This is a genomic window from Bifidobacterium sp. UTCIF-38 (assembly GCF_006454495.1).
Taxonomy (GTDB): domain Bacteria; phylum Actinomycetota; class Actinomycetes; order Actinomycetales; family Bifidobacteriaceae; genus Bifidobacterium; species Bifidobacterium callitrichos.
On record NZ_JFAL01000012.1, the window covers coordinates 51,632 to 78,569 of the forward strand.

Below are 26,938 nucleotides of genomic sequence, written 5' to 3' on the forward strand. Positions count from 1 at the left end.
ATCCGCGTTGTGCTGTGTGTTTGCCGTTTGCCGTCCAGGCCCACCGGTCATGCCGCCGTCGAACCCGCCGCTCCATCGTCCGCATCGTCGTAGGTGAACAGCAGCCAGTTCGCCGGCCTGGTGTCGGTGTTGCGTCCTTCGGGACGGACGCCGAGTCGCAGCGTCGGCGTGCCGCCGTCCGTCACGGTCTCGACGAGCCGTCCATCGTGGACGAGGTACATGCGTCCGATACCCCAGTTGCGTAGGGAGAAGCAGTCGACGTTCGCACCGGCATCGGGCTGCGACGCCATGCGCAGTTCGCATCCGCCGTCGGACAACGCGCCGCCGACCGTCAGGACGCGTCCATCGGACGTGTCGACCAGCGAGTACGTGCCGTCGTCGCGGGCAACGAGCCGCAGCAGGGCGGCGTCGCGGCGCATGGCCGTCACGGCGAGCGTGCCGTCCGACTGGACGGCGAAGTACGAGGGCGTGGTCTCGGTCGTGTACCCTTCAGGCAGCACGCCGTCGATCAGCGCGTTGGAGGGGACGTCCCCTGCGGCGCGGATCGCGGACCAGGAGTGCTGGTACCACGGTTCGAGCATCGTGCGCAGGCGTATGAGCGGCTCCGTCGTCTCCTCGGCAGGCCCGTCGTAGGTCGTCAGGGTGGAGAAGTTGAGGTTGTCGAAGTGGACGAGACCCTCCGGACGCATCGCACGCGCCGCACGCTCGGTCCATGTCATGTCGACGCCGGGCACGTGGCGGTAGTGGGCGAGAGCGGTCTCGTAGATCGGCCGCAGCTGCCCGCGGTAGACGCCCTGCTCCTCCATGTGGTCCCAGTAGGAGATGTCGTCGAAGTAGCCGAAGATGCCGGACAGCGGCGTCACGACGAGTTCTCCCTCGCCGTGGAACAGGTTGTAGCATGCGCACCATTCGTACGCCTTGGCGAGCCTGTTGTCCTTGAGACCCCACAGGTCGACGCCCTGATGCTCGGCGATGGCGCAGGTGTCGCCCATCGCGCCGATGCCGAGCTGGCCGTGCGCCTGATCGCGCGCGGTCTCGACGCTTTGGCCCCAGTCGGTCAGGTAGTTCTCGATCGACCCGTTGCAGTAGCGGCTCGAGTACATCTCGACGCCGCGGGCGAAGATCCGGCGGTCGTCGGTGGCGACGCCGATGGCCAGCAGCGTGGTCATCGGGGTGACGTCCCAGTTGCCGTTCGCATTCATCGGCGCGCCGCCGTCACGCACGACCGGGTAGATGACGTTGTGCAGCATGGTGCGGAATCGGGCGAAGGCCTCATCGTCGAATCCCGTGTAGCCGCCGTCGAAGTATCGTACGATCTCGGCGGCGTTGATGAGCTTGATGGTGGCGAGCGAGGCGCCGAGGATGCGGTCGCGTCCGTCGATGACCCGCAGGGTCTTCGACCAGCCGTCGATGATCTCGACGGTCTTGGCGGCGTACTTGTCCTCGCCGGTGACGACCCAGCGCAGCGCGTTGAAGTAGGCGGCCGCGCACGACATCTCCCAGTCGCCGATGTGGCCGGATCCCTCCGGGTTGCCGCGGCCGACGCCCTCACGGAAAGTAGGTACGTACCGCTCGTTGGACATGTCGTTGGGCACGGTGTCGGTCAGTCGGCGATAATCGGCGACCCACGGGTTCTCGTGGGCGCGCACGTGATTGCGCATTGCCGTCAGCTGCGCGGCCGACAGGTTCACGCCGGGGTGGACGAAGACCTGCGGGATGGAGTCCGGAACGTCACCCGCGGAGTCCGCGGCGAATTCCGCGGAATCGACCTCCCCCGCATCCTCGACGAACAGTCGCTGCACGGCTACGTTGCCGTAGTCGATGTACGCGCCGGACAGGGTGACGCGCATCGGGAACGCCGAGCAGTTCGGCTCGTCGCGCAGGTCGTCGCAGTGGCTGGCGATCAGCGTGGAGCCGTCCGGCTGGTCGGTCAGCGTGAACCGCTCGTTCCAGAACGCCTCGGGCGCGGTGGCGGTGACCACGTACGTGAGTCCCCGCCTGCGGTAGTACGTGGGTCTGCCGTCCGCGTCGACGGTGTCGGCGTAGTTCTGGATCGTCAGATAGCACCCGTTCGTCAGGCTCCTCAGGGCGTAGGTCACGTCCTGCGCGCCGTCGAATACGATGTCCGTCGTGCCGCCGGACATGCCACCGGAGCGCAGATACTGCGGGTACCGGGAGGCGTAGAGCGCGAAGCGTTCGGCCTCGTCGGCCGTGCCGAGCGTGAGCCCGCCGTCGGACGCGAGCGCGATGTAGTCGCCTTCGGCCGTGCGGATGCGCACGATGCGTTCCACGGTCCGCTCGCGTGTGGGGTAGTCGTCGGCGTGACCGGTCATGATTCATCCCCCTTGTTCATGCGGATGGTGACGGTGACGATTCTCAACGAGGTTCCCATATTGGTCTTTCCTGATCGTGTGCACCCCCAACTCATCTGAGCCTGAGCGCGCGTACGATCTGTTCGGTGGTGAACGTGACGTTGCGCGCGGCGTCCTTCAGGAGGCTGTCGAGGCTTGCGGCGCCGGGTGCGATGCCGAAGACCGCATCGATGCCGACCTCATGGAGCTCGTCGACGCCTTTGCCGATGCGTCCGGCGACGGCGATGACCGGCTTGCGATGCGCTTTGGCGGTCTTGGCGACGCCGGCCGGCGTCTTGCCGAACTTGGTCTGGAAGTCGATCGAGCCCTCGCCGGTGAAAACGACGTCCGCCCACTGCGCGGCCTCGTCGAGTCCGGAGGTCTCGATGACGATGTCGATGCCGGGGCGGAATTCGGCGTCGAGGAAGCCCTTCAAGGCCGCGCCGATGCCGCCTGCCGCACCGGCTCCGGGCACGTCGGCGACCTCGACATGCAACTGGTCGGCGATGACGTGCGCGAAGTGGACGAGCGCCTGGTCGAGACGTTCGACGTCGGCCGGCGTGGCGCCCTTCTGCGGTCCGAATACGGCGCTGGCGCCGTCGTGGCCGGTCAGCGGGTTGGTCACGTCGCAGGCGGCGATGACGTGCACGTAGCGTACGGCCTCGTCGAGTCCGCTCACGTCGATTCTTTCGAGACTGGCGAGCGCCGCGCCGCCGCGGGCGAGTTCTCTGCCATGCTCGTCGAGCAGACGCACGCCCAGCGCCTGAAGGAGTCCCGCGCCGGCGTCGTTGGTGGCCGAGCCTCCAAGGCCGACGATGATGCGCCTGACGCCCGCATGGGCGGCCGCGCGGATCAGTTCGCCGGTGCCGTACGAGGAGGCGATGAGCGGATTGCGTTCGTCGGACGAGAGCAAGGCGAGTCCGCTGGCTTCGGCGGTTTCGACCACGGCCGTCACGCCGTCGCCGAGCATGCCGTAATGGCCGGTGATGGACCGTCCGAGCGGGTCGTGGACCGTCGCCTCGAGCATCACGCCGTGCGTTGCGTCGACGAGCGCACGGGCGGTGCCTTCGCCGCCGTCGGCCATCGGCAGGCAGCGGACCTCGGCTGCGGGGTCCGCGTTCTTGATCCCCTGGGCCATGGCCCGCGCCGCCTCCATGGCGGTCAGGCTCTCCTTGAAGGAGTCAGGGGCGCATAGATATCGCGTCATGCACCCCAGCATACCTCACGACACGCCGAAATGGAAAACGCTTACCGCAATATCGGGATGCGCGCAGGCGGATACATTCGAGCAAAAGACTGCACAATCGCGCGTCATCGCTCGCATTTCGTGCGCAATGCAGCTATGATTGCGGTAAACGTTTGAAGATTATTTTCCGTTTCCGGGAAGAACAGGATCAGCGAGGACCATGGCAGCTCAGAACGACAAAACGCAATCGCCCGCGACACTGATGGACGTGGCAAAGGCGGCCAACGTCTCCATCGCCACGGCGTCACGTGTGCTGAACGGCAGCACGCGCAGGGTCCGCAACCAATCATACGTGAAGGTGATGGAGGCGGCCACCAAACTCAACTACCGCCCCAACGCCTACGCGCAGGCGGTCGCCAAGGGCACGGCGCCGAACATCGTCCTGCTCGTCTCGGACATCTCCGACCCGTACTTCGCCGCCGTCTCGCAGGGCGTGGTCAAAGCCGCGGCCGAACACGGCCTGACGGTCACGATCAGCGTGGCGCCCACCCCGCGCGAGGAGCTCGAGGCGGTGCGCAAGGCCACGGCCACCCGCCCGCGCGGCATCATCGTCGCGGAAAGCGAATACGTCGACGCGCCCGAACGCGAGCCGCTGACCAACGAGCTCAGACAGTACGAGTCGACCGGCGGCCGCGCCGTGTTCATCCTCAACCGCGACCTGCCGTTCCCGGCGGTGGACGTCGCCAACGACGTCGGCGCACGCGCGATCGCCAGACTCATCATCGACTCCGGATACACCCGGCCCGTGATCCTCAGGGGCGACGAGACCTACCGCACGTCAAGGGAACGACTGGACGGCGTGCTCGCCGCGTTCGCCGACGCCGACGTCGTCATCGACCCGCGTGCGACGGTCAACGGCCGGTTCAGCCGCACCGAAGGCTATGCGGCGATCATGCAGATGGCGCGCGCGGGGCTCCTCAAGCCCGGCGACGGCGCGCTGTATGAGGGCAGGGGCGCCGACTCGGTCATCGCCCTGAACGACGTGATGGCGATCGGCGCGATGACCGCGCTGCGCGCCAACGGCATCGAGCCCGGAGTCGACGTGGGCGTCACCGGATTCGGCGACATCCCCTACTCGGCGGACGTCTACCCGCCGCTGACCACCGTGCACCTGCCGCTCGAGCAGATGGGGCAGGCCGCCGTCGGCAGCGTCCTCGCCAAGCGCGACGCGCAGGAGACGACCGGCGAGACCGGCTCGAGTTCGGCCGACGCGGGACGTCTGATCTACGTGCAGAGCGCCCCGGACGTCGTCCTGCGCGGATCACTGCCCAGAAGGTGAGATGCGTCCCGTATTCCGGCGTGCCGGAATACGCCGCTTGCAGCGAATCGTTCTCAATAGCAAACGCGTGAGCCCATCGCACACCATCGCACAAACGCACAACAGGGGATGCCCCGGAATTCCAACGTTCCGGGGCATCCCCTGTTCGATTGAGGCCGAAAAGGCCTCACACGTTTCTTATTGAGAACGATTCGCTGCAAGCGGCTGGCGGCCGGCCGACTGCCGGCCGACCAGCCGGTCGACGATCACTCCGCGTACTCCAGCGGCTCGCCCTTGATCATGTGGGTGAGCTCGTTGACGACGTTCTCGCCCATGCCCTGCAGCTCGGTGCCCTCGGAGCCGGCGATGTGCGGGGTCAGGATCACGTTCGGCATGTCCCACAGCGGGGAGTCGGCGGACAGCGGCTCGTCCGGATCGGTGACGTCGAGGATCGCGTTGATGCGGCCGGTCCTGAGCTCGGCGATCATCGCGTCGGCGTCGACGACGGCGCCACGGGCGGAGTTGATGAACCAGGCGCCGTCCTTCATCATCTTGAAGTACTTGGCGCCGATCATGCCGCGGGTGGCGGGCAGGCTCGGCGTGTGCACGGAGATGACGTCGGACTCGCGGAAGATGGTCTCCATGTCGGCCTTGACCGCACCGTAGGAGGCGGTCTCCTCGGCGTCCATCGAACGGGACTCGGCGAGCACGCGCATGCGGCATCCCTTGAGCAGGCCCATCAGGTGGCGGCCGATGCGGGCGGAGGCGGTGACCAGGCCCACGGTCTTCAGGTAGTTGCCGGCGGTCGGGAACTCGACCTCGCGGTTGATGTACTCGCGGCGCTCACGGTAGATGCGCTCGGCGCGGAAGAAGTCCTTGTTCGCCATGAGGATCATCGCCATGCAGTACTCGGCGACCGGGATGCCGTTGACATAGCCGGAGTTGGAGCGCAGGATGCCGCGCTTGTCGACCTCCTCGAGCGCCTCCGGGGTGAGCAGACGCCACGCGTTGCCGGCGGCCGCGGCGATGCCCTTGAGCTTGGGCATCCTGTCGAGGGTGTCGACGTCGATGCGGGCGTCCGGGCCCCATCCGGAGAAGATGTAGTCGGCGTCCTTGATCTGGTCTTCGACGCCTTCGGCGTGAAAATCGGTGATGACGTCGCGGTCGACGTCGGCGACGGCGTCGAGACGAGCCCACTGGGTGTCGTTCATGAGCTTGTCCACCAGCTCCGGCGGCTGCATGGTCAGGACGACTTTCGGCTTGGATTTGGTCATGGTGTATGCACTTCCTTTGATTGCCTGTAATTCTTGCTATTTGGTGAGTCTAGGTCTATCGGACGCTATTTCAGAACGCCTTACCGGCCTTCTTGGCCTCGCCGAGGGCGGGCACGACGGACAGAGCCGGATCAAGGCGCGGGATCAGCGTGGACTGGGTGGCGTGGTACAGGTCGGACTTGCCTGGCCACACGGTGCCGATCACGTGGTTGTCGCGATCGAGCTGGTGGAACCAGGAGCCCTTGACATGGTCGACGACGCACTCGTCGATGTACTTGCAGAACCGCGCGTAGTACTCGTCGTAGAACGGATCGCCGGTCACCTTGGCGAGCGTGGCGGAGGTGTTGACGGCCTCGGCGATGGTCCAGTGCATGCGGTCGTGGACGACGGGCCTGCCCTCCCAGTCGGTGGTGTAGACGATGCCGGGCTGGCCGTCGGCGTCCCAGCCGTCGGCGACGGCGCGGCGGAACAGCTGTTCGGCGGCCTCGACGTACGGCTTGCGGGCGGCCTCGTCGTCCGGGTAGGTGGACAGCGCCCACTGGGTGATCAGACGCGCCCATTCGATGCCGTGGCCCGGGGTGGCGCCGTACGGCTTGAACTGGTCGTCCTTCTTGTCCGCGTTGAACTCGAGCTGCGGCTCCCAGCCGGAGTTGAAGTGCTCCGGGATGCGCCAGCCGTTGTTCCGGGCCCAGCCCAGCACGTGGTCGATGATGCGGCCGGCGCGCACGCGGTAGGAGTTGTCGCCAGTCACGTCGGCGACGGCGAGGAACGCCTCGGTGGTATGCATGTTGGCGTTGAGTCCGCGGTACGGGTCGAGCTCGGTGAACTCGGTGTTCCACGTGTCGACGGCGAGTCCGAGCTTGTCGTCCCAGAAGTGCTCGTCGTAGGTCCTGAGCGCGAGGTCAAGCAGCTCCTTGGCGCCGGGGCGGTCGACGTAGACGGCGGAGGTGGCGGCGAGAATCACGAAGGCGTGGGCGTAGCAGACCTTGCCCGGAGCGTGGGTGCCGTCGGTGAAGACCTGCGGGTACCAGCCGCCGTGCTCGTCGTCGTGCAGGATGCCGGTCAGGCCCTTGAGGGCGGCGTCGACGAGTTCCTCGGAGCCCGGGTGGCCGTAGAGGACGCCCAGCGAGTAGACGTGCGCCATGCGGGAGGTGATCCAGGTCTCGACGCCGTGGGAGAGATCCGGGTTGCCGTTCTCATCCAGCCATGTGGATCCGCCGTCCTTGTACGGGAAGCGCTTTCCAAAATTGAGCAGATCGTTGGTCTCCTCGTCAAGGAACGCCGTGTTCTCGGTGGTTCCGCGCTGATACTTCACACTTAGCTCTTCTTGACCTTGCGTCATTGTGATATTCCTTTCGCAGCTTTGCGGTAAGCCCTTACCGAAAACAAGTGTACAATGATCCCTGACATCTGTCGACCGGGTTTGGGAAAAAATCGGAAAAAACTGTAAGGGCTTGCTGAACTATGCCGTACATCATCAAACGTTTCCTCTGCTTCATCGCCGGAATCAGCATCGAATCCTTCGGCATCGCACTCATCACGAAAAGCGCGCTCGGCACCTCGCCGATCTCCAGCATCGCGTGGGTCGTCGCCCTGCGATTCCCACAGATCAGCTTCGGCGTGACCACCTTCGCGATGAACGTGATCTTCGTGATCATCGAGGTGATCCTGCTGCGACGCGATTTCCACGCCTTCCAGTACCTCCAGCTGGCCGTCACCTTCTGGTTCAGCGCCGTGCTGGACGTGAGCATGACCATCCTCGGCTGGTTCGACCCGGATACGTGGTGGATGCAGGGCGCGGGGCTGCTGCTCGGCTGCTTCGTCCTCGCCCTCGGCATCTGCATGGAGGTGGCACCGGGGATCATCATGGTGCCCGGCGAGGGCATCGTGCACGCCTTCTCCGTGGTGACCAAGGTCCGCTTCGGCACGGTCAAGGTGTACTTCGACGTCTCGCTGATCATCATCGCCGGCGTGCTCTCATTCGTCTTCTTCCACCGGCTCAACGGCCTCGGCGTCGGCACCGTCGTGGTTGCGGTCATCACCGGCCAGATCGTCAACCTGCTCAACCGGCACTTCCGCTTCGTGCCGGCGATCCGCAAGACGCAGGCCGTGCGGGAGGCGTGAGGGAGCCGAGTGTTTGGTAACATCCTCGTGAATTCCATATTCTGACTCTTGACAAAACGCGTGTCCCGATTAGGGACTTGAATGGAAGCATGACTGAAATGCGTTCTGCCAAACTCATGTCGGGCCGCGTCTTCGCAGGTGCCCGAGCCCTCTACCGTGCCGCAGGCGTCAGCGGCGACGACATGGGCAAGAAGCCCATCATCGCCATCGCCAACTCCTTCGACGAGTTCCTCCCCGGCCACGTCCACCTCAACAAGGTCGGCCGCATCGTCTCCGAAGCCATCAAGGAGGCCGGCGGCATCCCGCGCGAGTTCAACACCATGGCCGTCGACGACGGCATCGCCATGGGCCACACCGGCATGCTGTACTCCCTGCCTTCCCGCGACATCATCGCGGACACCGTCGAATACCAGTGCAACGCGCACTGCGCCGACGCCCTGATCTGCATCCCGAACTGCGACAAGGTCGTCCCCGGCATGCTGATGGCGGCCCTTCGCCTCAACATCCCGACCGTGTTCGTCTCCGGCGGCCCGATGGAGGCCGGCACCACCGTCCTCGCCGACGGCACCGTCAAGAAGAACACCGACCTCATCTCCGTGATGTACGCCTCCGCCGACAACAGCGTCTCCGAGGAGGACCTGCTCAACTACGAGAAGACCGTCTGCCCGACCTGCGGCTCCTGCGCCGGCATGTTCACCGCCAACTCGATGAACTGCCTGACCGAGGCCATCGGTCTCGCCCTGCCCGGCAACGGCACGATCCTCGCCTCCCACGGCTTCCGCAAGGAGCTGTTCCGCAAGGCCGCGCGCCAGGTCGTCAAGATCGCCAACCAGTACTACAAGGACGACGACGATTCCGTGCTGCCGCGCTCCATCGCCACCAAGGAGGCGTTCGAGAACGCGATGACGATGGACGTCGCGATGGGCGGCTCCACCAACACCGTGCTGCACATCCTCGCGATGGCGCAGTCCGCGGACGTCGACTTCACGCTCGACGACATCGAGCGCATCTCCCACACCGTGCCGTGCATCTGCAAGGCCGCACCGTCCGGCAAGTGGGAGATCTCCGACGTACACCGCGCGGGCGGCATCTGCGGCATCCTCGGCGAGCTTGACCGCGCCGGCAAGCTGCACAGGAACGTCCATTCGATCGACTACCCGACGCTCGAGGACAAGCTCGCCGACTGGGACATCATGCGCGACACCTGCACCGAGGAGGCCAAGACCCTCTACCACGCGGCGCCGGGCCACATCATCTCCCCCGAGCCGTGGACGCACGAGACCCTGTTCGACTCCCTCGACACCGACCGCGTCAACGGCGCGATCCACGACATCGACCACCCGGAGATCCACGAGGGCGGTCTCGCCGTGCTGCGCGGCAACCTCGCGCCCGACGGCTGCGTCGTCAAGACCGCCGGCGTGCCGCAGGAGATCTGGAAGTTCCGCGGACCGGCTCTGGTCGTCGAATCCCAGGAGGAGGCCATCAAGGTCATCCTCGACGACACGTTGAAGCCGGGCATGGCGCTCGTGATCCGCTACGAGGGCCCGAAGGGCGGCCCGGGCATGCAGGAGATGCTCTACCCGACCTCCTTCGTCAAGGGCAAGGGCATCGGCAAGCAGGTCGCCATGCTCACCGACGGCCGCTACTCCGGCGGCTCCTCCGGCCTCGCGATCGGCCACATGGCCCCGGAGGCCGCGAACAAGGGCCCGGTGGCGCTCATCAAGAACGGCGACATCATCGACATCGACATCGAGGCCCGTTCCGTCAACGTCGAGCTGACCGACGAGCAGCTCGCCGAGCGCCGCCGCGAGCTCGAGGCCGGAGACGGCTACGTCGCGCACCGCGACCGCAAGGTCTCGCAGGCCCTCAAGGCCTACGCCGCCTTCGCTCGTTCCGCCGACAAGGGTGCGACTCGTGATCCGGAACTCATCAACAAGCTTTCCGGCCTCGCCTGATCGGCTGGCGACATCAGCTGACGAATAGACGAAAAGCCCCGCGGTTCAAAGCCGCGGGGCTTTTCATATGTCTGAAATTCATATCAGTCGCCGATGATCGCGCCGACGATGCCGGAGACGATGGCCATGATGATCGAGCCGATCGTCGCCCACAGGAAGCCGTGCACGTAGACGCCGACGCCGAACAGGCTCAGCGCGAACCACGACGCCAATCGCATGCACAGCCAGTTGACCACCAGATAGAACACGCCGAACGTGAGGATCGTGATCGGCAGGGAGACCAGCTGCATCACCGGCTTGACGGATGCATTGATCAGCGCCATGAACAGGGAGAACACGGCGATGCCGAGGATCGGCGGCTCCCCCACCGTCGTCATGCCGGGCAGCAGCACCACCATCACGGCGGCGGCCACGGTCAGTATCAGCCATTGCGTCAGAAACTGTCTCATAGCCCCATGCTATCCGCGAGGCCGGCTCTGGCATGGCCGGATCGGACCTTGTTTCACACAAGACCCCTATCTCCATGCATCAATCGATCTTCCATGCGTACGAATGTACGTATAGCGAGTCAGTTCGGGAGCACGCCAGACATACGGTGTATCGTTTGACGTATGGTTACGATGAAGCAGATCGCGCAGGAGACGGGGGTTTCGGTTTCGACGGTGTCGCTGGTGATGAACCACCGCGACGAGGGGCGCGTCAAGCCGGCGATCGCCTCGCACGTGCGCGCGGTGGCCGAACGCCTCGGCTACAGGGTCAACCCGATGGCAAGCTCCCTGAGAACGAACCGCACGCACATCCTCGGCTTCATCAGCGAGGAGGTCGCCACCACCCCATACGCCGGCGGCATGATCCTCGGCGCGCAGTCCGCCGCCAGCCAGTACGGTTACATGCTCATCACCGTCAGCACCGACGGCGGCATGGACGAGGACGACGAGATCGCCGCCCTGAAACGCTACGGCGCCGACGGGTTCCTCTACGCGAAGATGTCGAACCGCATCACCGACGTGCCGCAGGCGCTCGCCGACCTGCCAGTCGTGCTCGTCGACGCCACCGATCGCAACGATGGAGACAGCCTCGCCGATGGCACCGGTTCAGCTCCGGTCCCCAGCGTCGAACCGGACGAGTTCCGCATCGGCTACGACGCGACCCGCCGGCTCATCGACGCCGGATGCGAGCGCATCGCGTACGTCGGCTGCAGCGAGGACATGATCGCCCAGCACGGGCGTCTCGCCGGCTATCGCGCCGCGCTTGAGGACGTCGGCCACAAGCCCGACGACCGGCTCGTCGTCAACGTGCTCAACAACGGTCCGGCACTCGCGGCCGTATCCGACCTGTTCGACTGGGAGCGGCCGGACGGCTTCTTCTGCTTCAACGACGCACGCGCCTGGTACGTGTACGAGTGCGCGGCGCGGCGCGGGATGACGGTGGGGCGCGACCTGTCCGTCGTGGGCGTCGACAACCACCGCGTGTTCGCCGAGACCCTCTCCCCGCAGCTGACGACGATCGAGCTGCCGCACTTCGAGATGGGATACTGGGCCGCGGCGAAGCTGATCTCGCTGATCGAGGGACGCGATCTCGACGAGAGCGAGTGGCCGAGGACGACCGCGCCGATCCCGCCGCTCAACGCACCCGCGCCGGCGAAGATCCACTGCACCCTGATCGAAAAGGAGTCGGTCAGAAGGGGCTGACTTTGTTCTTCCGAGCCTGCGACACGCCGGAGTGTTGCGGGCTCTCGTTTTGGGACGGTCGACAAAAACGGCGTTATATCAATCGTTTGACGCGTTGACTCGTCTGTTGTCGAACCGGTTTACATAGAACGTTTGACGTAAATCGTTTGATGCGTTATATTGATAACCGTCAACACGATTCCCCACACGGCGTGGCAGCCGCGGGAGGAACCCCAGCCGGCATCCGGCACCGATACGACAAAACGCCATACAAAAGGTCCATCCGCACGGCAGCGGATGGGAGAGACAAGGGAATACACATGGCAAGCACATCCAAGTCCGCATGGAGGAACCCCTCCTATCTGCAGAGCTCCTTCGGCATCTTCATGTTCTTCTGCTCCTGGGGCATCTGGTGGTCCTTCTTCTCGAGGTGGCTGACCGACCCGACGCACGGCCTCGGCATGACCTCCGCCGAGCAGGGCCAGATCTACTCGATCAACTCGCTGGCCACGCTGATCATCATGTTCGTCTACGGCGTGATCCAGGACCAGCTCGGCATCAAGCGCAAGCTGGTCGTCTTCATCTCGATCATCGCCGCGCTCGTCGGACCGTTCGTCCAGTTCATCTACATGCCGATGCTCACCGCCGGCGGCACCACGCGCTTCCTGGGCGTTCTGATCGGCTCGATCGTCCTGTCCGCGGGCTTCATGTCCGGATGCTCCCTGTTCGAGGCGGTCACCGAACGCTACTCGCGCAAGTTCGGCTTCGAGTACGGCCAGTCCCGCGCCTGGGGCTCCTTCGGCTACGCGATCGTCGCCCTGTGCGCCGGCTTCCTGTTCAACATCAACCCGCTGATCAACTTCTGGGTCGGCTCCGCCTGCGGCCTCGGCATGCTGCTCATCTACGCGTTCTGGATCCCGTCCGAGCAGCGTGAGGAGCTCAAGAAGGAGGCCGATCCGAACGCCGCCCCGACCAACCCGTCCTTCAAGGAGATGCTCGGCGTCCTCAAGATGCCGACCCTGTGGATCCTCGTCGTCTTCATGCTGTTCACCAACACCTTCTACGTCGTGTTCGACCAGCAGATGTTCCCGAACTACTACGCCGGCCTGTTCCCGACCACCGAGATGGGCAACAGCACCTACGGCGTGCTCAACAGCTTCCAGGTCTTCCTCGAGTCCGCGATGATGGGCGTCGTGCCGATCATCATGAAGAAGATCGGCGTGCGCAACGCCCTGCTGCTCGGCGCGTTCGTCATGTTCGCCCGCATCGGCCTGTGCGGCGTGTTCCACGACCCGATCACCGTCTCCATCGTCAAGCTGTTCCACTCCATCGAGGTGCCGCTGTTCTGCCTGCCGGCGTTCCGCTACTTCACCCTGCACTTCGACACCAAGCTGTCCGCCACGCTCTACATGGTCGGCTTCCAGATCGCCTCGCAGATCGGCCAGGTCATCTTCTCCACCCCGATGGGTGCCTTCCACGACTACATGGCCGCCCTCATGCCGGCCAACGACATGGGCTCCCGCGTGACCTTCTGGGTGATCTCCGGCATCGTCCTGCTCGCCCTGATCTACGGCTTCTTCATCATCAAGAAGGACGATCAGGAGGTCGGCGGCGACCCGTTCTACACCGATCGCCAGCTCAAGGCCATGGAAGCGGCCAAGGCCTGATCGCACACCACACTTGCGTCCGACCGTGACGGTTCCCCCTTCCCCGTCCGGTCGGGCGCAATCCCACATCCGCACCGAACCGCAACCACACCCGCAACCACACCCATACTCACAAGGAAGTGCATCATGACCACCGACTTCACCCCCGACTCCCCCGTGCTCACCCCGATCCGCGACCACGCCGCCGAACTCGCCCGCGCCGAGGAGGGCGTCGCCGCGCTCGCCGCCAAGCGCAACGACCGCTGGTACCCGAAGTTCCACATCGCCTCGAACGGCGGCTGGATCAACGACCCGAACGGCCTGTGCTACTACAAGGGACGCTGGCACGTCTTCTACCAGCTGCACCCGTACGGCACCCAGTGGGGACCGTGCCACTGGGGCCATGTCTCCTCCACCGACATGGTCAACTGGAAGCGCGAGCCGATCATGTTCGCGCCCTCGCTCGAGCAGGAGAAGGACGGCGTGTTCTCCGGCTCCGCCGTGATCGACGACAACGGCGATCTCAAGTTCTACTACACCGGCCACCGCTGGGCCAACGGCCACGACAACACCGGCGGCGACTGGCAGGTGCAGATGCTCGCCACCCCTGACAACGACGAGCTCACCTCCGCCACCAAGCAGGGCATGATCATCGACTGCCCGACCGACAAGGTCGACCACCACTACCGCGACCCGAAGGTGTGGAAGACCGGCGACAAGTGGTACATGACCTTCGGCGTCTCCTCCGCCGAGCGCCGCGGCCAGATGTGGCTGTTCTCCTCCGACGACATGGTGCGCTGGACCTACGAGCGCGTGCTGTTCGAGCACCCGGACCCGGACGTGTTCATGCTCGAATGCCCCGACTTCTTCCCGATCCGTGACGAACACGGCGTCACCAAGTGGGTCATCGGCTTCTCCGCGATGGGCTCCAAGCCGAAGGGCTTCATGAACCGCAACGTCAACAACGCCGGCTACATGATCGGCACCTGGGAGCCGGGCGAGGCGTTCCAGCCCGAGACCGAGTTCCGCCTGTGGGATTGCGGCCACAACTACTACGCGCCGCAGTCGTTCCACGTCGACGGTCCGGAGCACGGCGGCGAGGGCCGTCAGATCGTCTACGGCTGGATGAGCCCGTTCGTCCAGCCGATCCCGATGGAGGAGGACGGCTGGTGCGGCCAGCTGACCCTGCCGCGCGAGATCACCCTGCGTGACGGCGACGTCGTCACCGCGCCGGCCGCCGAGATGGAGGGCCTGCGCGCCGACACGTTCGACCACGGCGCGATCACCCTCGACACGGACGGCGAGCGCACGATCGCCGACGACGCCGAGGCGGTCGAGATCGAGATGACGATCGACCTCGACGCCTCCACCGCCGAGCGCGCTGGCCTGCGCGTCCACGCCACCGAGGACGGCGCATACACGTCGGTCGCGTACGACGACCAGCTGGGTGCGGTCGTCGTGGACCGTGGTGCGATGAGGAACGGCGACCGCGGCTACCGCGTCGCCCCGCTGACCGAGGCCGAGCTCGCCTCCGGCAGGCTCGAGCTGCGCGTGTTCGTCGACCGCGGCTCGGTCGAGGTGTACGTCAACGGCGGCCGTCAGGTGCTGAGCTCCTACTCGTACGCCTCCGAGGGCCCGCGCGCGATCAGGCTCGCCGCCGAATCCGGCTCGCTCAAGGTCGACTCGCTCAAGCTCCACCACCTGAAGTCCATCGGACTGGAGTAAGCCTCTCCCAAAACCATCCCCTTGCCGGACTAACCGCGTCGCTATACTGTGACGCGGTTAGTCATGTCCGGCTGGCGCGCAGGCTCCTCACCTTACTGCTCCACGCCCCGGCATCAGGCGTCGGACAGGCCGGCGCCACGGAAGGCAAGGTGAACCTCACATGTCCATCGTCGCGCGCGTCAGACGCCGCATCCCCACCATCATCGCCGTCATCGCACTGTTCTCCATCTGGGAGGCGTGGGTGCGCATCGGACACGTGCCCTCGACGATGATCCCCGCGCCGAGCGAGATCGCGCAGGCCACCATCGAGGTGTGGCCCACGCTCGGACCGGCCGCCGCCGTGACCACCTACGAGGGTGTGACCGGCTTCCTGTTCGCCGTGCTGCTCGGCATTCTCATCGGCATCGGCCTGTACTGTTCGCGCGTGTTCAACGCGGCGTTCTATCCGCTGCTCGCCGCCGCGCAGACGATGCCGCTCATCTCCATCGCCCCGCTGTTCCTCATCTGGTTCGGATTCGAGACCGAGGGCAAGATCGTCATCACGGCCGTGTTCGGCCTGTTCCCCGTCGCCGTGCAGACCGTGCGCGGACTGGAGGCGGTGCCGCAGTTCTACGAGGACGTGGCATTGACCTGCGGCGCCACGCGCGTGTGGACGCTGTGGCATGTCAAGCTGCGCGTCGCCGCCCGCCAGATCTACGGAGGCATTCGCGTGACCGCCGCCTACATCTTCGCCACCGCCTCGACGGCCGAGTATCTGGGCGCGCGCAAGGGTCTCGGCATCTGGCTGCAGGCCGCGTACAACTCGTTCCGCACGCCGCTGATCTTCTCCGCCACGTTCACGATCATCGCGATGACGTGTCTGCTGCTCATCGCCGTGAACATCAGCGAGCGCGTGCTGCTCGGCCCGGTGGGCGAGGACGCGGATCCGGATGCGGATCAGTGAGGGGCCGCCGGCAGGAGAGGTAGTGCCTGTCCCCTATAATGGGGGGCGCTTGTCCGACGTGTGGCAAACGGCCTCTCCCCCTTTTCTAGCGCTTCGACCGGGAGACGCCGGGGCGTCGGTCGGGCGGATCGTCAGGCCCTCCATATCGTTCTCTGCCGATCATCCGCCCGAAGCGTCACCCAGAGAACGATCGAGAGAACAACGAACTAGGGATTCATCATGAAGCACAGCCTTGTGAACAAGGCCATCGCCCTCGTGGGCGCCCTCGCCATGACCATCGGTCTTGCGGCGTGCGGCCAGAGCAACGACACCTCTTCCTCCTCCGCTTCGAACGGCGACCTCAAGAAGGTCACGTTCATGCTGTCCTGGGCTCCCGACACCAACCACATCGGCGTCTACGTCGCCAAGAACAAGGGCTGGTTCAAGGATCAGGGCCTCGACGTCGACATCGTGGCCGTGGCGCAGGCCGGCGCCGAGCAGGCCGTGAACAACGGCAACGCCGACTTCGCGCTGTCCAACCTCACCAACGTGGGCATGTACAACATCAAGGGCGCGCACCTCAAGCAGGTGCTGCAGGTCCAGCAGAAGCCGAGCGCCATCTGGTGCGCGCTCGCCTCCAACACCGCCATCAAGTCCCCGAAGGACCTCGACGGCAAGACCTTCGCCACGTTCGGCTCCAACGAGTCCGACGCCGTGGTGCGACGCATGATCCAGACCGACGGCGGCAAGGGCGAGTTCGACAAGGTCACCGTCGGCACCTCCACGTTCCAGACGCTCCAGTCCGGCAAGGCCGACTTCGGCGGCTTCTACGCCACCTGGGAGGGCGTGCAGGCCGAAATGTACGGCCCGAAGCTCAACTGCTTCACCGAGCCCGACTACGGCGTTCCCGGCAACGCGGACGCCATCGGCGTGATCACCAGCGACAAGACCATCAAGGAGAACCCGGATCTGGTCAAGAAGTTCACGCAGGCCACGCAGAAGGGCTACGAGTACGCCTACTCGCACCCGGACGACGCCGCGCAGATCCTCGTCGACGAGGCTCCGGAGGCCAACCTCAAGGTCGACTTCGTCAAGAAGAGCATGCAGACCATCGTCGACGGCCAGTACTGGGGAGACCCGGCCAAGATCAAGGACGGCTCGTTCGTGCTCGGCACCAACGACTTCGTCGAACCGCAGAAGTACTTCGACTTCCTCGCCGAGGAGGACGCCTACACGGACAGCCACGACAAGGTGATCCACGAGGCGCCGAACACCAAGGACTTCGCCACCAACGAGTTCCTTGGCAAGTAGTCCCGCGATCTGGGAACACAATGAGCAGCAAAGCGCCCGTTCGCGGGCGCTTTGTCGTCACGGCACTGAAAGGAGACATGCCATGCCCCACTCCCCCACCCGCATCGTCGCCTGCGTCGACACCGGCGTTGACGACGCGATGGCGCTGGCGTATCTGCTCGCCTTGACGCACGAATGCGAGTTGCTCGGCGTGCTCGCCGGCTACGGCAACGTGGACGCGGCCACGGCCGAACGCAACACGCGCCTCGTGCTCGACCTGTTCGACCATACCGACATCCCGGTGTTTCGTTCGTCGACGCATCCCTCATGGGCCGACTCGTTCATTCCCGACGCCGGATGCGCCAAGTTCCACGGTACGGACGGATTGGGCGGATTGAGCGGACGGACCGCGGTCCGCACCGACACCGCCGCACATGTCGTCACGGCGCATGGCCCGGCACGCGGCTCGCATCCGCAGACCACACAATCCGCATGGCCCACGCATTCGCAGCCGCACGGCATCGTATCGGTAGGCGGGTATCCGCTGGACGACCCGCATGCGAATCCGGCCGTGCCGGCCGCCCCACCGCACGAGACCGGTATCGGAACCGTCACCGGGACCGCCACCGATATCGCCACCGAGCCGGCGGCACGACTCTCGTCGGAGCAGGACGTCCCCTGTGGCATCGACTTCCTCATCGAACAGGTGCGCGCATACGGGCGTGACGTGACCGTGCTCGCCACCGGACCGCTGACCGACGTGGATGCGGCCCTTGCCAAGGCGCCGGATATCGCACCGAAGCTGCGACTCGTGATGATGGGCGGCACGCTCACCCAGCCGGGCAACTGCTGGGATGCGGTCGCCGAAACGAACGTCATCCAGGATCCCGAGGCCGCGGACCGCGTATTCCATTCGGGCGCGGACGTGACGATGGTCGGTCTCGACGTGACGCATCAGTGTCTGCTGTCCAGAGACGCCGCCGCACGGTGGCGGGCCGCCGGAGAGACGGCGGCGGAAGTCCGTGGCCGTTTCCTCGCCGGTCTCGCCGAGTTCTCCATCGCGGCGAATCTCGAGGCCGATCCGGCGATCTTCGCCGGAGGCATGCCGCTGCATGATCCATTGGCGGCCGCGGTCGCCCTCGACCCGACGCTCGTCGGCTGCTTCGACATCGCCTTAAAGGCCGAGACCGCGACCGGCGACTTCCACGGCGTGCGTGGGCGCACCACGGGAGACCCCGCGGACCTCGTCATCCCGGACGCCCCGCGCGTCCACGTGGCTCTTCAGGTCGATGCGCAGCGGTTCCTCGAGGAATTCACCGACCGTCTGGCATCCCTATGCCGTTCCGTCGGCGTTTCCTAGGCACTTTTTGCATTTCCTAGGCAGATGTCGTCGGAAACCGGATACGGAACCGACTCCAAAACTTAAGGAAATCAAAGACATTCCGAAACGCGGCTTCCAATTCACTGCGGACGGACCTGCCTAGGAAACGCAAAGTGTGCCTAGGAAACGCGGTTTCTCCCCCAGTCAGCTCGCTGCCAGGCCTCGCGTCCTACTTCTTGACGCCGCCGAAGCGACGGTCGCGGTGGATGTAGTGGTCGATCGAACGCCACAGGACCTCGCGGCCGCAGTCGGGGAACAGTTCGGGCACGAAGTCGAGCTCGGCGTAGGCGGCCTCCCACGGCAGGAAGTTCGACGTGCGCTGCTCGCCGGACGTGCGGATCACGAGATCGCAGTCCGGGATGTCCGGATTGTAGAGGTGGTCGGCGATCATCTTCTCGGTGACGCGGTCGCCGGAGATGCGCCCGTCGCGCACCTCGCGCGCGATCGCGGCGCAGGCGTCGGCGATCTCCGCGCGGCCGCCGTAGTTGATGCAGAACACCACGTCGATGACCTTGTTGTGCTTGGTGCGCTCCATCGCGACCTCAAGCTCGTCGATAACCGACTTCCACAGCTTCGGACGGCGTCCGGACCAGCGCACGCGCACGCCCCAGTCGTCCATCTGCGCGACGCGGCGGTGGATGATCTCACGTGAGAAGCCCATGAGGAAGCGCACCTCCTGCGGGCTGCGCTTCCAGTTCTCGGTCGAGAACGTGTACAGGCTCAGATAGCGCACGCCGGCCTCGATCGCGCCGGCGATCGTGTCGAAGACGACCGGTTCGGCGGCCTGATGGCCGTTGGTGCGGATCATGCCGCGCTGCTTGGCCCAGCGTCCGTTGCCGTCCATGATGACGCCCACGTGGCGAGGCACCTTGTCCTTGGGAAAATCGGGGATGCGCGAAGGGTCGGAGAATGGTGCCGCGGGAATGTCCAGCGAAGTGTAGTCGACGTTTTCGAAAGCCATGACTGTCAATCTAGCAGTCGCATGGAACGTAGGGGGCGTTCGAGATAGTACTCGGCCCATTCCTCCACTTCGCGTTCGGTTTCCTGCGCGAGCTCGGTGCCGTCGAGCGTGGCCCAGTCGCCGTCGACGAGCGCGCGCAGCTGCGTGAGCGCGAGCGGCGAGAGCCGGTGCGAGTCGGGCGTGTGGTCCTTGCCGCACATGAGACCGCCGGCCGGCATCGACAGGTACATGCCGAAGGCGAAGCCGTTCGATTGATCGTCCATCGCGGGTCTCTCCCCGCACACCACGCAGGTCCTGAGGCGCGGCTCCCAGCCGGCGAGCGCGAGCGCGCGCATCACGTAGGACGCGGAGATGTGCGATGGCGCGTGCGCATGTCTGGCGAGCGCGTTCAACGCCCCGACGAGCAGCCGGTATTGTCCGGCGACGCGCTCCTCCTCGGTGCTCACGAGCTTGTCGACCGTTTCGACGATGACGTTCGCGGCGGTGTACGCGTCGTAGTCGGCGCTGATCGGACCGGCGTAGGCGGCGATCGATTCGGCCTGCGAGACGACGTCGAGCGAGTGTCCCTGCGCGATGAGCAGATCGGCGCGCATGAACGGTTCGAGGCGCGCTCCGAATCGCGATTTGGTGCGCCGCACGCCTTTGGCGACGGCACGCACCTTGCCGTGGCCTTTGGTCAGCAGGGTGATGATGCGGTCGGCCTCCCCCAGCTTCGCGGTGCGCAGCACCACCCCTTCATCCCTGTACAACGGCATGGACGATTGATCTCCCTCAGTAGACGAACAGGCCCCAGAAGGCGAAGAAGAACAGCACGTGAAGCATCGTGACGGCGGTGAGCCAGAACAGCACGCGGCCGAAGCGCGTGGTGGCGAGCACCGGTTCGGCTCCGCTGACCACACCGCGGATCGATCCCGCCCGCGGCGGCCAGGCGAGGATGCCGCGTTCGGTGGCCACTTCGATGAGCCGGGCGAACACGCGCGACCACGCCCAGACGACGAGCGTGCACACGATCTGGATGACCGGCCAGCTCCACCACATGACCCCGGGCTCCTCGGCCGGCGCGGCGCCCCATGCGAGCCTGACCACGCCCATGATGACCTGCCCCAGACCGGAGGCGAACAGCAGCAGCGTGGCCATCGTGGTGACGGCGAGGGTGATGAGGGCGCTGCCGAATCCGTGCCGGAATCCCAGCCCCGGATAGCGTACGCCACGGTTGGCGCGGTGCAGTCGGAACGCCGCGTGCCGCCACAGCGCCGCAAGCCATGCGAGCGCCGTGGCGACGAGCAGCACCAGCATTCCCGCGTGCAGGATCGCACCGTAGACGGTCAGCGACCGTCTGGGCGTCAGATCGTCGGGCACGGCGATCGACTGGTAGATCACATCGCCGGCGACGCGCTCGCTGGTCTGCGTGAGTCCCGCGACGGTGCCCAGCGCCCACGAGGTGACGTCGTCGACGTACTGGTCGGCGAACTTCGTGCCGGTTTCCGCCTCGTCGCCGACGCGCAGCACGTGGTTGGCCACCGGGTAGCTGCGGACGGTGACGTCCCAGTTGCCGGCCCGGTGCGCTTCGAGGAGGATGTGTTTGACGCCTTCGACCTGTGCGGTCATCACGTCCTTCGACCCGTAGGCGACGAGCGTCGGTATCGCGTAGGCGTGCGATTCGGGCAGGTCGAGGTCGAAGTTGGTCAGGCCGAACAGGGCGGTGTCGGCGTTGAACACGCGCCGGACGATCGACTGGTAGCCGTCGTTGGCGCCGACGAGCGCGAAGTCCTGGGAGATGAAGAAGCCGAGCGATCGGCGGGGCGTGAACACCATGGGGCTCAACAGCACCTGGAAGGCGATGTCCGGATCGTCGGCGAGCAGGTACTGGCTGATCCACGTCGATTCGCTGGTCGCGTAGATGCCGACCTTGTCGGCGTCCACGTTCTCGAAGCCGCGCAGCAGGTCGATGGCGGCGGCGTAGACGCGCGCGGACGCCGGATAGTCGCGGGTGACGTCGGAGGTGGACCAGACGGGCTTGTCGATGACGGCGGTGACGAATCCGGCGGAGGCGAGCGTGGTGGCCATGTCGCCGAACGAATTGTATGCGGTGCCGAATCCGGCGCCGTGCATGAAGACCACGCCCGGACGCCTGACCGGTTTGCCCGAGGCCTCGACCGGCTCGCGTATCAGCACGGTGATGGTCTGCGTCTCGTCCGCGCCCGATCCCTGCACCTTCCAGGTGTCGTCCGCGTCCGGGTCGACGGCGACACTGCGCGGTCCGCCGACCTGCGTGCCGTCGCGGCGCATGGTCAGTTCGATGGCTCGCTCCTCGACCTCGTACGTGCCCGCACGGTCGAGCGTGCGCCCGGCCGTACCGCCCGCGCCGCCGGCACCGCCCGCCGCGTCCGTGTCGAACGTGACGGCCGTGTCGTCGGTGAGCGTGGCGATGGTCTGTCCGGTGGGATCGTTGTTCCACGGGACGGTGGTGAGGTTGGAAACGGAGACGAGCAGCCCCATCAGGATGATGAAGATGGGCAGGCTGACCGTCAGCCGACGCCAGAAGGACCACGGGGCAGGATCGGTCAAGGCGCGTCCTCAGCCGTTGCGGCGGTTGGGGTGCTGGATGGGCACGACGACCGGGCCGGTGGAACCGTCCGGCACCTTGCCTTCGGCCTCCATCTGCGCGGCCATGTCGTTGGCGATCTCGAGCAGCGTGTCGACGATCTGATCCTCGGGCACGGTCTTGATGACCTTGCCCTTGATGAAGATCTGGCCCTTGCCGTTGCCGGAGGCGACGCCGAGATCGGCCTCGCGCGCCTCGCCGGGGCCGTTGACGATGCAGCCCATGACGGCCACGCGGATCGGGGCGGTCACGTTTTTGAGGCCCTCGGTCACGGCGGAGGCGAGCTGGATCACGTCCACCTGCGCGCGACCGCAGCTCGGGCAGGAGATGATGTCGAACTTGCGGGGCCTCAGGCCCATGTATTCGAGCAGCTTGCAGCCGACCTTGACCTCCTCGACCGGCGGGGCGGACAGGGAGACGCGGATCGTGTCGCCGATGCCCTCGGCCAGCAGCGCGCCGAACGCGAGGCACGACTTGATCGTGCCCTGCCATTGCGGTCCGGCCTCGGTGACGCCCAGATGCAGCGGCCAGTCGCCCTTCGAGGCGAGCAGACGGTAGGTCTGGACCATGGTGATCACGTCATGGTGCTTGACGGAGATCTTGAAGTCATGGAAGCCGACGTCCTCGAACATGTGGGCCTCCTTCAGCGCGGAGGCGACGAGCGCCTCGGGCGTGGGGCCGCCGTACTTGGCGTACAGCTCCTTGTCGAGGGATCCGGCGTTGACGCCGATGCGCAGGGAGATGCCCGCGTCGGTCGCCGCCTTGCAGATGTCGGGGCCTACAGACTCGAACTTGCGGATGTTGCCCGGGTTGACGCGCACGGCCGCGCATCCGGCGTCGATCGCCTGGAAGACGTACTTCGACTGGAAGTGGATGTCCGCGATGACCGGGATCGGCGACTTCCTGCAGATCTCGGGCAGCGCGTCGGCGTCGTCCTGGCTGGGCACGGCCACGCGCACGATGTCGCAGCCGGCGGCGGTCAGCTCGGCGATCTGCTGGAGCGTGGCCGGCACGTCCGCGGTGAGCGTGTTCGTCATCGACTGGACGGAGATCGGCGCCCCTCCGCCGACCGGCACCGGGCCGACCATGATGCGGCGCGACTTGCGACGCGGGTGCAGCGGCGACTCGCTCGTGAGCGCGACCGGGTCGCCGGTCTTGCGGAACGGCTTGGAAACGGGATCGGTATTCAACGTGTTCAACGTATTCATCACTGCTTGTCTATCAGGTCGTCTGCCAGGCGGCGGGCCTCGCGCTCGAGCTGTTCCATTTCCTCCACGTCACGGAACAGCGGGTCGCCTCGCAGTTCGGCGTCCATCTGGTCGAGCACGGCCTTGACCGTGTCGACGATGCCGAGATACGGGAGACGATGGTCGAGGAAGGCATGCACGGCCTGCTCGTTGGCGGCGTTGAGGACCGCGGTGTGCTTCTCCGACGCCGTCAGGCAGTGGCGCGCGAGCGAGACGGCGGGGAACGCCTCGTCGTCGAGCGGCTCGAACGTCCACGAGGCCGCCTTGGTCCAATCGCATGCGGCGGCCACGTTCGTCATGCGATCCGGCGCGGACAGGCCCAGCGCGATGGGCAGGCGCATGTCCGGCGGCGACGCCTGCGCGATGGTGGCACCGTCGACGAACTCGACCATCGAATGCACGATGGACTGCGGATGGACCGTCACGTCGATGCGATCCGGCGGCACGTTGAACAGGCGCGACGCCTCGATGACCTCGAGGCCCTTGTTCATCAGGGTGGACGAGTTGATGGTGACGACCGGACCCATGTTCCACGTGGGGTGGTGCAGCGCCTGCTCGGGGGTGATGTCGGTCATCTGCTCGCGCTTCATGCCGCGGAACGGGCCGCCGGAGGCGGTGACGATGAGGCGGGCGACCTCGGCGTGCGTGCCGGAGCGCAGCGACTGCCAGATCGCGGAGTGCTCGGAGTCGACCGGATTGATCTGGTCCTCGCGCACGCGCGCGCCGAACAGGAGGTGTCCGCCGGCGACGACGGACTCCTTGTTGGCCAGAGCCAGCTGCGATCCGGCCTTCAGGGCGGCGATCGACGGTTCGAGGCCGATCGAGCCGGTGATGCCGTTGAGGACGACCGAGGCGCCGAAGCCGGCCATCGCGACGACGGCGTCGTGGCCGGCCTGCACCTGCGTGTAGGGGGCGCCGGCCTGATTGAGGGCCTCACGCAGCTCCTTGACCTTGGACGTGTCGTTGATGACGACCTGCGGCACACGGAAGCGAGCCGCCTGGCGGGCGAGCAGATCGATGTGCGAACCGCCGGCCGCAAGGCCGACGATGGTGAATCGTTCGGGATGACGGGAGATGACGTCAAGAGCCTGGGTACCGATCGAACCGGTGGACCCGAGTACGACGACGGTGTTGCTGTGGATCACTGTTCCTTCTTTGTCGTGTCCTGTATCTCATCCGACATGTTTCCGTTGATGGACGGGAACGAGAGGTCGGGGATGCCGAGATCGTGGTTGTTGGCCGACAGCAGCGAGAAGGGCGGCTGCGGGGGTTGCGTGGAGCCGCGTTCCGGCTTCGCGGCGGGCGCGAAGGACGGGATCGCGGCGGACGTGGAGACCGACGGTGAGGTGGATGATGGGGTGGGTGATGCCGTGGCGGAGGACGCGACGGGCGCGGACGGCGCCGAGGCCGGGGCGGACGGCGTGACCGCCGGCATCGAGGTGAAGGTGTTGGGCACGTCGAGGCTCGGCATATGCGGCTCGAACGGGGAGGTGCCGTTCACTTTCGGAAATTCCTGTGAGGCCTCGGCCATCTGCGCAAGCGCATCCAGCGAGGAGGTCGTGTACTTGTCGTCCGACTGTGCGGGAGCCGGGGATGCCGGTTTCGGCGACGCGGACGGGGCGAAGGACGGGGACGGCGGCGTCGCGAACGACGGCGGCATCTCGATCGGAGCCGTCGGCGTGGTGTACGACGCCGGCGCCGACGCCGACGAAGGCGTCACGGGTGCCGCAGCGACCGGGACGACGGGAGAGACGATCGGAGCAGTCGAGGCGACCGAGACGGCCGAGGCAGTCGATGCGGTCGGGGCTGCGGCGGAGGTCGTGGGCGCGGCCGAGGCGGCCGGGAAGAGCGGCGCCACCGGAGTCGATGCGACCGACGCGACCGGTTCGACTAGCGGCACGGACGGTGTCGACGCCGATGCCGCGCTTCCGGCCGATGCCGAGAACAGGCTCTGCTCGGCCTGGCTCAGCGCGTTGAAGCTTGCCGCCTCGTCAGCCTTGACGGACGGCGCGTAGCCGTGCGGGGTGTCGTCGTCACCGTCGGTCGAACGGCGTCGGGCGTCGGCGGAGAACAGGGGCGCGACCTGTCCGCCGGCGATCGCGGTGGCCGACTGCGCGGCGGAGGATGCGGCGTTCGCAGCGGATGCGACGGGTTGCGCGGCGGATGCGATGGACGCCTCTGCCTCCATCGGCACCGCGCGGGGGCGCGGCTGGGAGCCGATCGAGGCGGCGGAACCGTCGGCGTCGCCGTCGGCGGTGATGTAGTCGGAGATGCGGTCGAAGGATTCGATGCGGCTCAGCAGCTCCACGCAGGAGTTGAGGAAGTAGTCGACCTGACGTTCGTCATAGCCCTTCCTGCCCTTGCGCTGGGTGAACACGGAGTCCGCCACGTAATCGGGGGTGATGACGTCGAGCTTGGGATCCTTCTCGGCACCGTCCACGCCGAGTTCGGCGGCGCATTTGTCGACGATCCGGTCGATCAGGCGATCGACCTGTTTGCGATCGTAGGAGGGGGACTTTCCCCGCCCTGGCGCGAACCGCTCGCCCTCCCCTCGGTCGGCATGGCCGGCGATCTCGCGGTACAGCTCCTCGGTGCGCGCCTTCCACGCCACGCGACCCTGCTTGGAGATCTCCCATGTGGTCTGCTTGTCGACCACCGCGCGCTCCAGCCTGGCGAGCGCCGCATCGACCTGCGCGATGACGTATCCGCCCCTCTTCAATTCGAAGGACACGTTCTGAATGTCCTGCTGGGTCAGCTGCGCGTCGTCGCTCTCGTACAGCTTGTGCGCCTTATCCAGAAACTCGTCCACCTGATCGGGGTCGTATCCCCACTTGCGCTTGCCCGCCCTGGGGATTCCGGCTTCGGATTGCTGCGCCATGGGCTTCAAACCTCCTCAAGGAACATACGATACTGTGTGCCACATTACGTGACTGTTGAGACGCATGAGCGCATTCGGCGTCGATCAACAGGGAAATAACACGGCGTTTTCACCACCGGGCCGCCGTTTTCCCGCCGGCGAAGGCTGCCAATAGGGGCGTTTCCTCCACTACCGGCGTTTTTTCGCGTTGCTTCCCCCATCCGGCTCCATCCGCCCCCATCAGGCTTGCGGCTTGTGCCCGGGTTGCGCTATGGTTAATTGTCTGCGGGCGATTAGCTCAGTTGGTTAGAGCGCCACCTTTACACGGTGGATGTCACAGGTTCGAGTCCTGTATCGCCCACATAGTAAAAGGCCCGGAATCCCAACGATTCCAGGCCTTCGTCATAGGTCAGTCGGATGTCTTGC

At 65.9% G+C, this 26,938-nt stretch carries 20 protein-coding genes and 1 tRNA gene; 10 read left to right on the plus strand and 11 right to left on the minus strand.

Translation table 11 applies throughout. The features are described 5' to 3' along the window. Positions 1 to 47: 47 nt before the first annotated feature. Positions 48 to 2,333, minus strand: a complete 2,286-nt coding sequence (locus BW11_RS05020) for an alginate lyase family protein (protein ID WP_140444906.1) — start codon at positions 2,331 to 2,333, stop codon at positions 48 to 50. A gap of 91 nt (positions 2,334 to 2,424) precedes the next feature. Beyond that, entirely contained in the window at positions 2,425 to 3,489 is a 1,065-nt protein-coding gene (locus tag BW11_RS05025; protein ID WP_258184561.1) for a glycerate kinase, read from the minus strand. A gap of 268 nt (positions 3,490 to 3,757) precedes the next feature. Here BW11_RS05025 and BW11_RS05030 point away from each other — a divergent pair, with 268 nt between their 5' ends. Next, positions 3,758 to 4,876 (plus strand): LacI family DNA-binding transcriptional regulator, encoded by a 1,119-nt coding sequence (locus BW11_RS05030; RefSeq protein ID WP_043165182.1) that lies wholly within the window; start codon positions 3,758 to 3,760, stop codon positions 4,874 to 4,876. Positions 4,877 to 5,121: 245 nt separating this feature from the next. On the opposite strand, the gene BW11_RS05035 is transcribed toward BW11_RS05030, so the two are convergent. Both BW11_RS05035 and BW11_RS05040 read right to left on the minus strand, forming a co-directional pair. Further along, on the minus strand, positions 5,122 to 6,129 hold the full coding sequence (locus BW11_RS05035) for a hydroxyacid dehydrogenase (RefSeq protein WP_140444908.1): 1,008 nt from the start codon (positions 6,127 to 6,129) through the stop codon (positions 5,122 to 5,124). A 70-nt stretch (positions 6,130 to 6,199) separates the two neighbouring features. Further along, positions 6,200 to 7,471 carry an AGE family epimerase/isomerase gene (locus BW11_RS05040; protein WP_140444909.1) on the minus strand — a complete coding sequence of 424 codons (1,272 nt, stop codon included), beginning with the start codon at positions 7,469 to 7,471 and terminating at the stop codon, positions 6,200 to 6,202. A 122-nt stretch (positions 7,472 to 7,593) separates the two neighbouring features. Between BW11_RS05040 and BW11_RS05045 the strand changes: the two genes are divergently transcribed. Then, positions 7,594 to 8,253 (plus strand): YitT family protein, encoded by a 660-nt coding sequence (locus BW11_RS05045; protein ID WP_140444910.1) that lies wholly within the window; start codon positions 7,594 to 7,596, stop codon positions 8,251 to 8,253. Between the two features lie 89 nt (positions 8,254 to 8,342). After that, complete coding sequence (gene ilvD / locus BW11_RS05050; RefSeq protein ID WP_140444911.1) at positions 8,343 to 10,208, plus strand: dihydroxy-acid dehydratase; 1,866 nt, start codon at positions 8,343 to 8,345, stop codon at positions 10,206 to 10,208. Positions 10,209 to 10,291: 83 nt separating this feature from the next. Here ilvD and BW11_RS05055 read toward each other — a convergent pair whose 3' ends face one another. After that, positions 10,292 to 10,657, minus strand: coding sequence for a phage holin family protein (locus BW11_RS05055; RefSeq protein WP_043165173.1), 366 nt, complete (start codon positions 10,655 to 10,657; stop codon positions 10,292 to 10,294). A gap of 162 nt (positions 10,658 to 10,819) precedes the next feature. Here BW11_RS05055 and BW11_RS05060 point away from each other — a divergent pair, with 162 nt between their 5' ends. From BW11_RS05060 to BW11_RS05085, 6 genes are all read left to right on the plus strand, one after another. Continuing rightward, a complete protein-coding gene (locus tag BW11_RS05060) occupies positions 10,820 to 11,899 on the plus strand; it encodes a LacI family DNA-binding transcriptional regulator (RefSeq protein ID WP_140444912.1) in 1,080 nt (359 codons plus the stop codon). A 299-nt stretch (positions 11,900 to 12,198) separates the two neighbouring features. Beyond that, entirely contained in the window at positions 12,199 to 13,545 is a 1,347-nt protein-coding gene (locus BW11_RS05065; protein ID WP_043165165.1) for an MFS transporter, read from the plus strand. A 126-nt stretch (positions 13,546 to 13,671) separates the two neighbouring features. Further along, complete coding sequence (locus tag BW11_RS05070; protein ID WP_140444913.1) at positions 13,672 to 15,249, plus strand: GH32 C-terminal domain-containing protein; 1,578 nt, start codon at positions 13,672 to 13,674, stop codon at positions 15,247 to 15,249. A 160-nt stretch (positions 15,250 to 15,409) separates the two neighbouring features. Then, entirely contained in the window at positions 15,410 to 16,192 is a 783-nt protein-coding gene (locus BW11_RS05075) for an ABC transporter permease (RefSeq protein ID WP_107044126.1), read from the plus strand. A gap of 219 nt (positions 16,193 to 16,411) precedes the next feature. Then, positions 16,412 to 17,482, plus strand: a complete 1,071-nt coding sequence (locus tag BW11_RS05080; RefSeq protein WP_043165159.1) for an ABC transporter substrate-binding protein — start codon at positions 16,412 to 16,414, stop codon at positions 17,480 to 17,482. Positions 17,483 to 17,564: 82 nt separating this feature from the next. Next, positions 17,565 to 18,821 (plus strand): nucleoside hydrolase, encoded by a 1,257-nt coding sequence (locus BW11_RS05085; protein WP_140444914.1) that lies wholly within the window; start codon positions 17,565 to 17,567, stop codon positions 18,819 to 18,821. A 190-nt stretch (positions 18,822 to 19,011) separates the two neighbouring features. Here BW11_RS05085 and BW11_RS05090 read toward each other — a convergent pair whose 3' ends face one another. The 6 genes from BW11_RS05090 to BW11_RS05115 all read right to left on the minus strand — a co-directional run bounded on the left by BW11_RS05090 (position 19,012) and on the right by BW11_RS05115 (position 26,533). Beyond that, positions 19,012 to 19,803 carry an isoprenyl transferase gene (locus BW11_RS05090; protein WP_043165158.1) on the minus strand — a complete coding sequence of 264 codons (792 nt, stop codon included), beginning with the start codon at positions 19,801 to 19,803 and terminating at the stop codon, positions 19,012 to 19,014. Positions 19,804 to 19,808: 5 nt separating this feature from the next. After that, on the minus strand, positions 19,809 to 20,558 hold the full coding sequence (gene recO, locus BW11_RS05095; protein ID WP_140444915.1) for a DNA repair protein RecO: 750 nt from the start codon (positions 20,556 to 20,558) through the stop codon (positions 19,809 to 19,811). A 16-nt stretch (positions 20,559 to 20,574) separates the two neighbouring features. After that, a complete protein-coding gene (locus BW11_RS05100) occupies positions 20,575 to 22,302 on the minus strand; it encodes a S9 family peptidase (RefSeq protein ID WP_258184562.1) in 1,728 nt (575 codons plus the stop codon). Positions 22,303 to 22,380: 78 nt separating this feature from the next. Then, positions 22,381 to 23,616 carry a flavodoxin-dependent (E)-4-hydroxy-3-methylbut-2-enyl-diphosphate synthase gene (gene ispG, locus BW11_RS05105; RefSeq protein WP_181162512.1) on the minus strand — a complete coding sequence of 412 codons (1,236 nt, stop codon included), beginning with the start codon at positions 23,614 to 23,616 and terminating at the stop codon, positions 22,381 to 22,383. Then, on the minus strand, positions 23,616 to 24,797 hold the full coding sequence (gene dxr / locus BW11_RS05110; RefSeq protein WP_140444955.1) for a 1-deoxy-D-xylulose-5-phosphate reductoisomerase: 1,182 nt from the start codon (positions 24,795 to 24,797) through the stop codon (positions 23,616 to 23,618). Before dxr ends, ispG begins: the two co-directional genes overlap by 1 nt. Beyond that, positions 24,797 to 26,533: a DivIVA domain-containing protein gene (locus tag BW11_RS05115; protein WP_140444917.1), complete on the minus strand. Its 1,737-nt coding sequence runs from the start codon at positions 26,531 to 26,533 to the stop codon at positions 24,797 to 24,799. Before BW11_RS05115 ends, dxr begins: the two co-directional genes overlap by 1 nt. A 266-nt stretch (positions 26,534 to 26,799) precedes the next feature. On the opposite strand from BW11_RS05115, the gene BW11_RS05120 reads away from it, so the two are divergent. Further along, positions 26,800 to 26,873: transfer RNA gene (locus BW11_RS05120), tRNA-Val, on the plus strand. Positions 26,874 to 26,938: the final 65 nt, after the last annotated feature.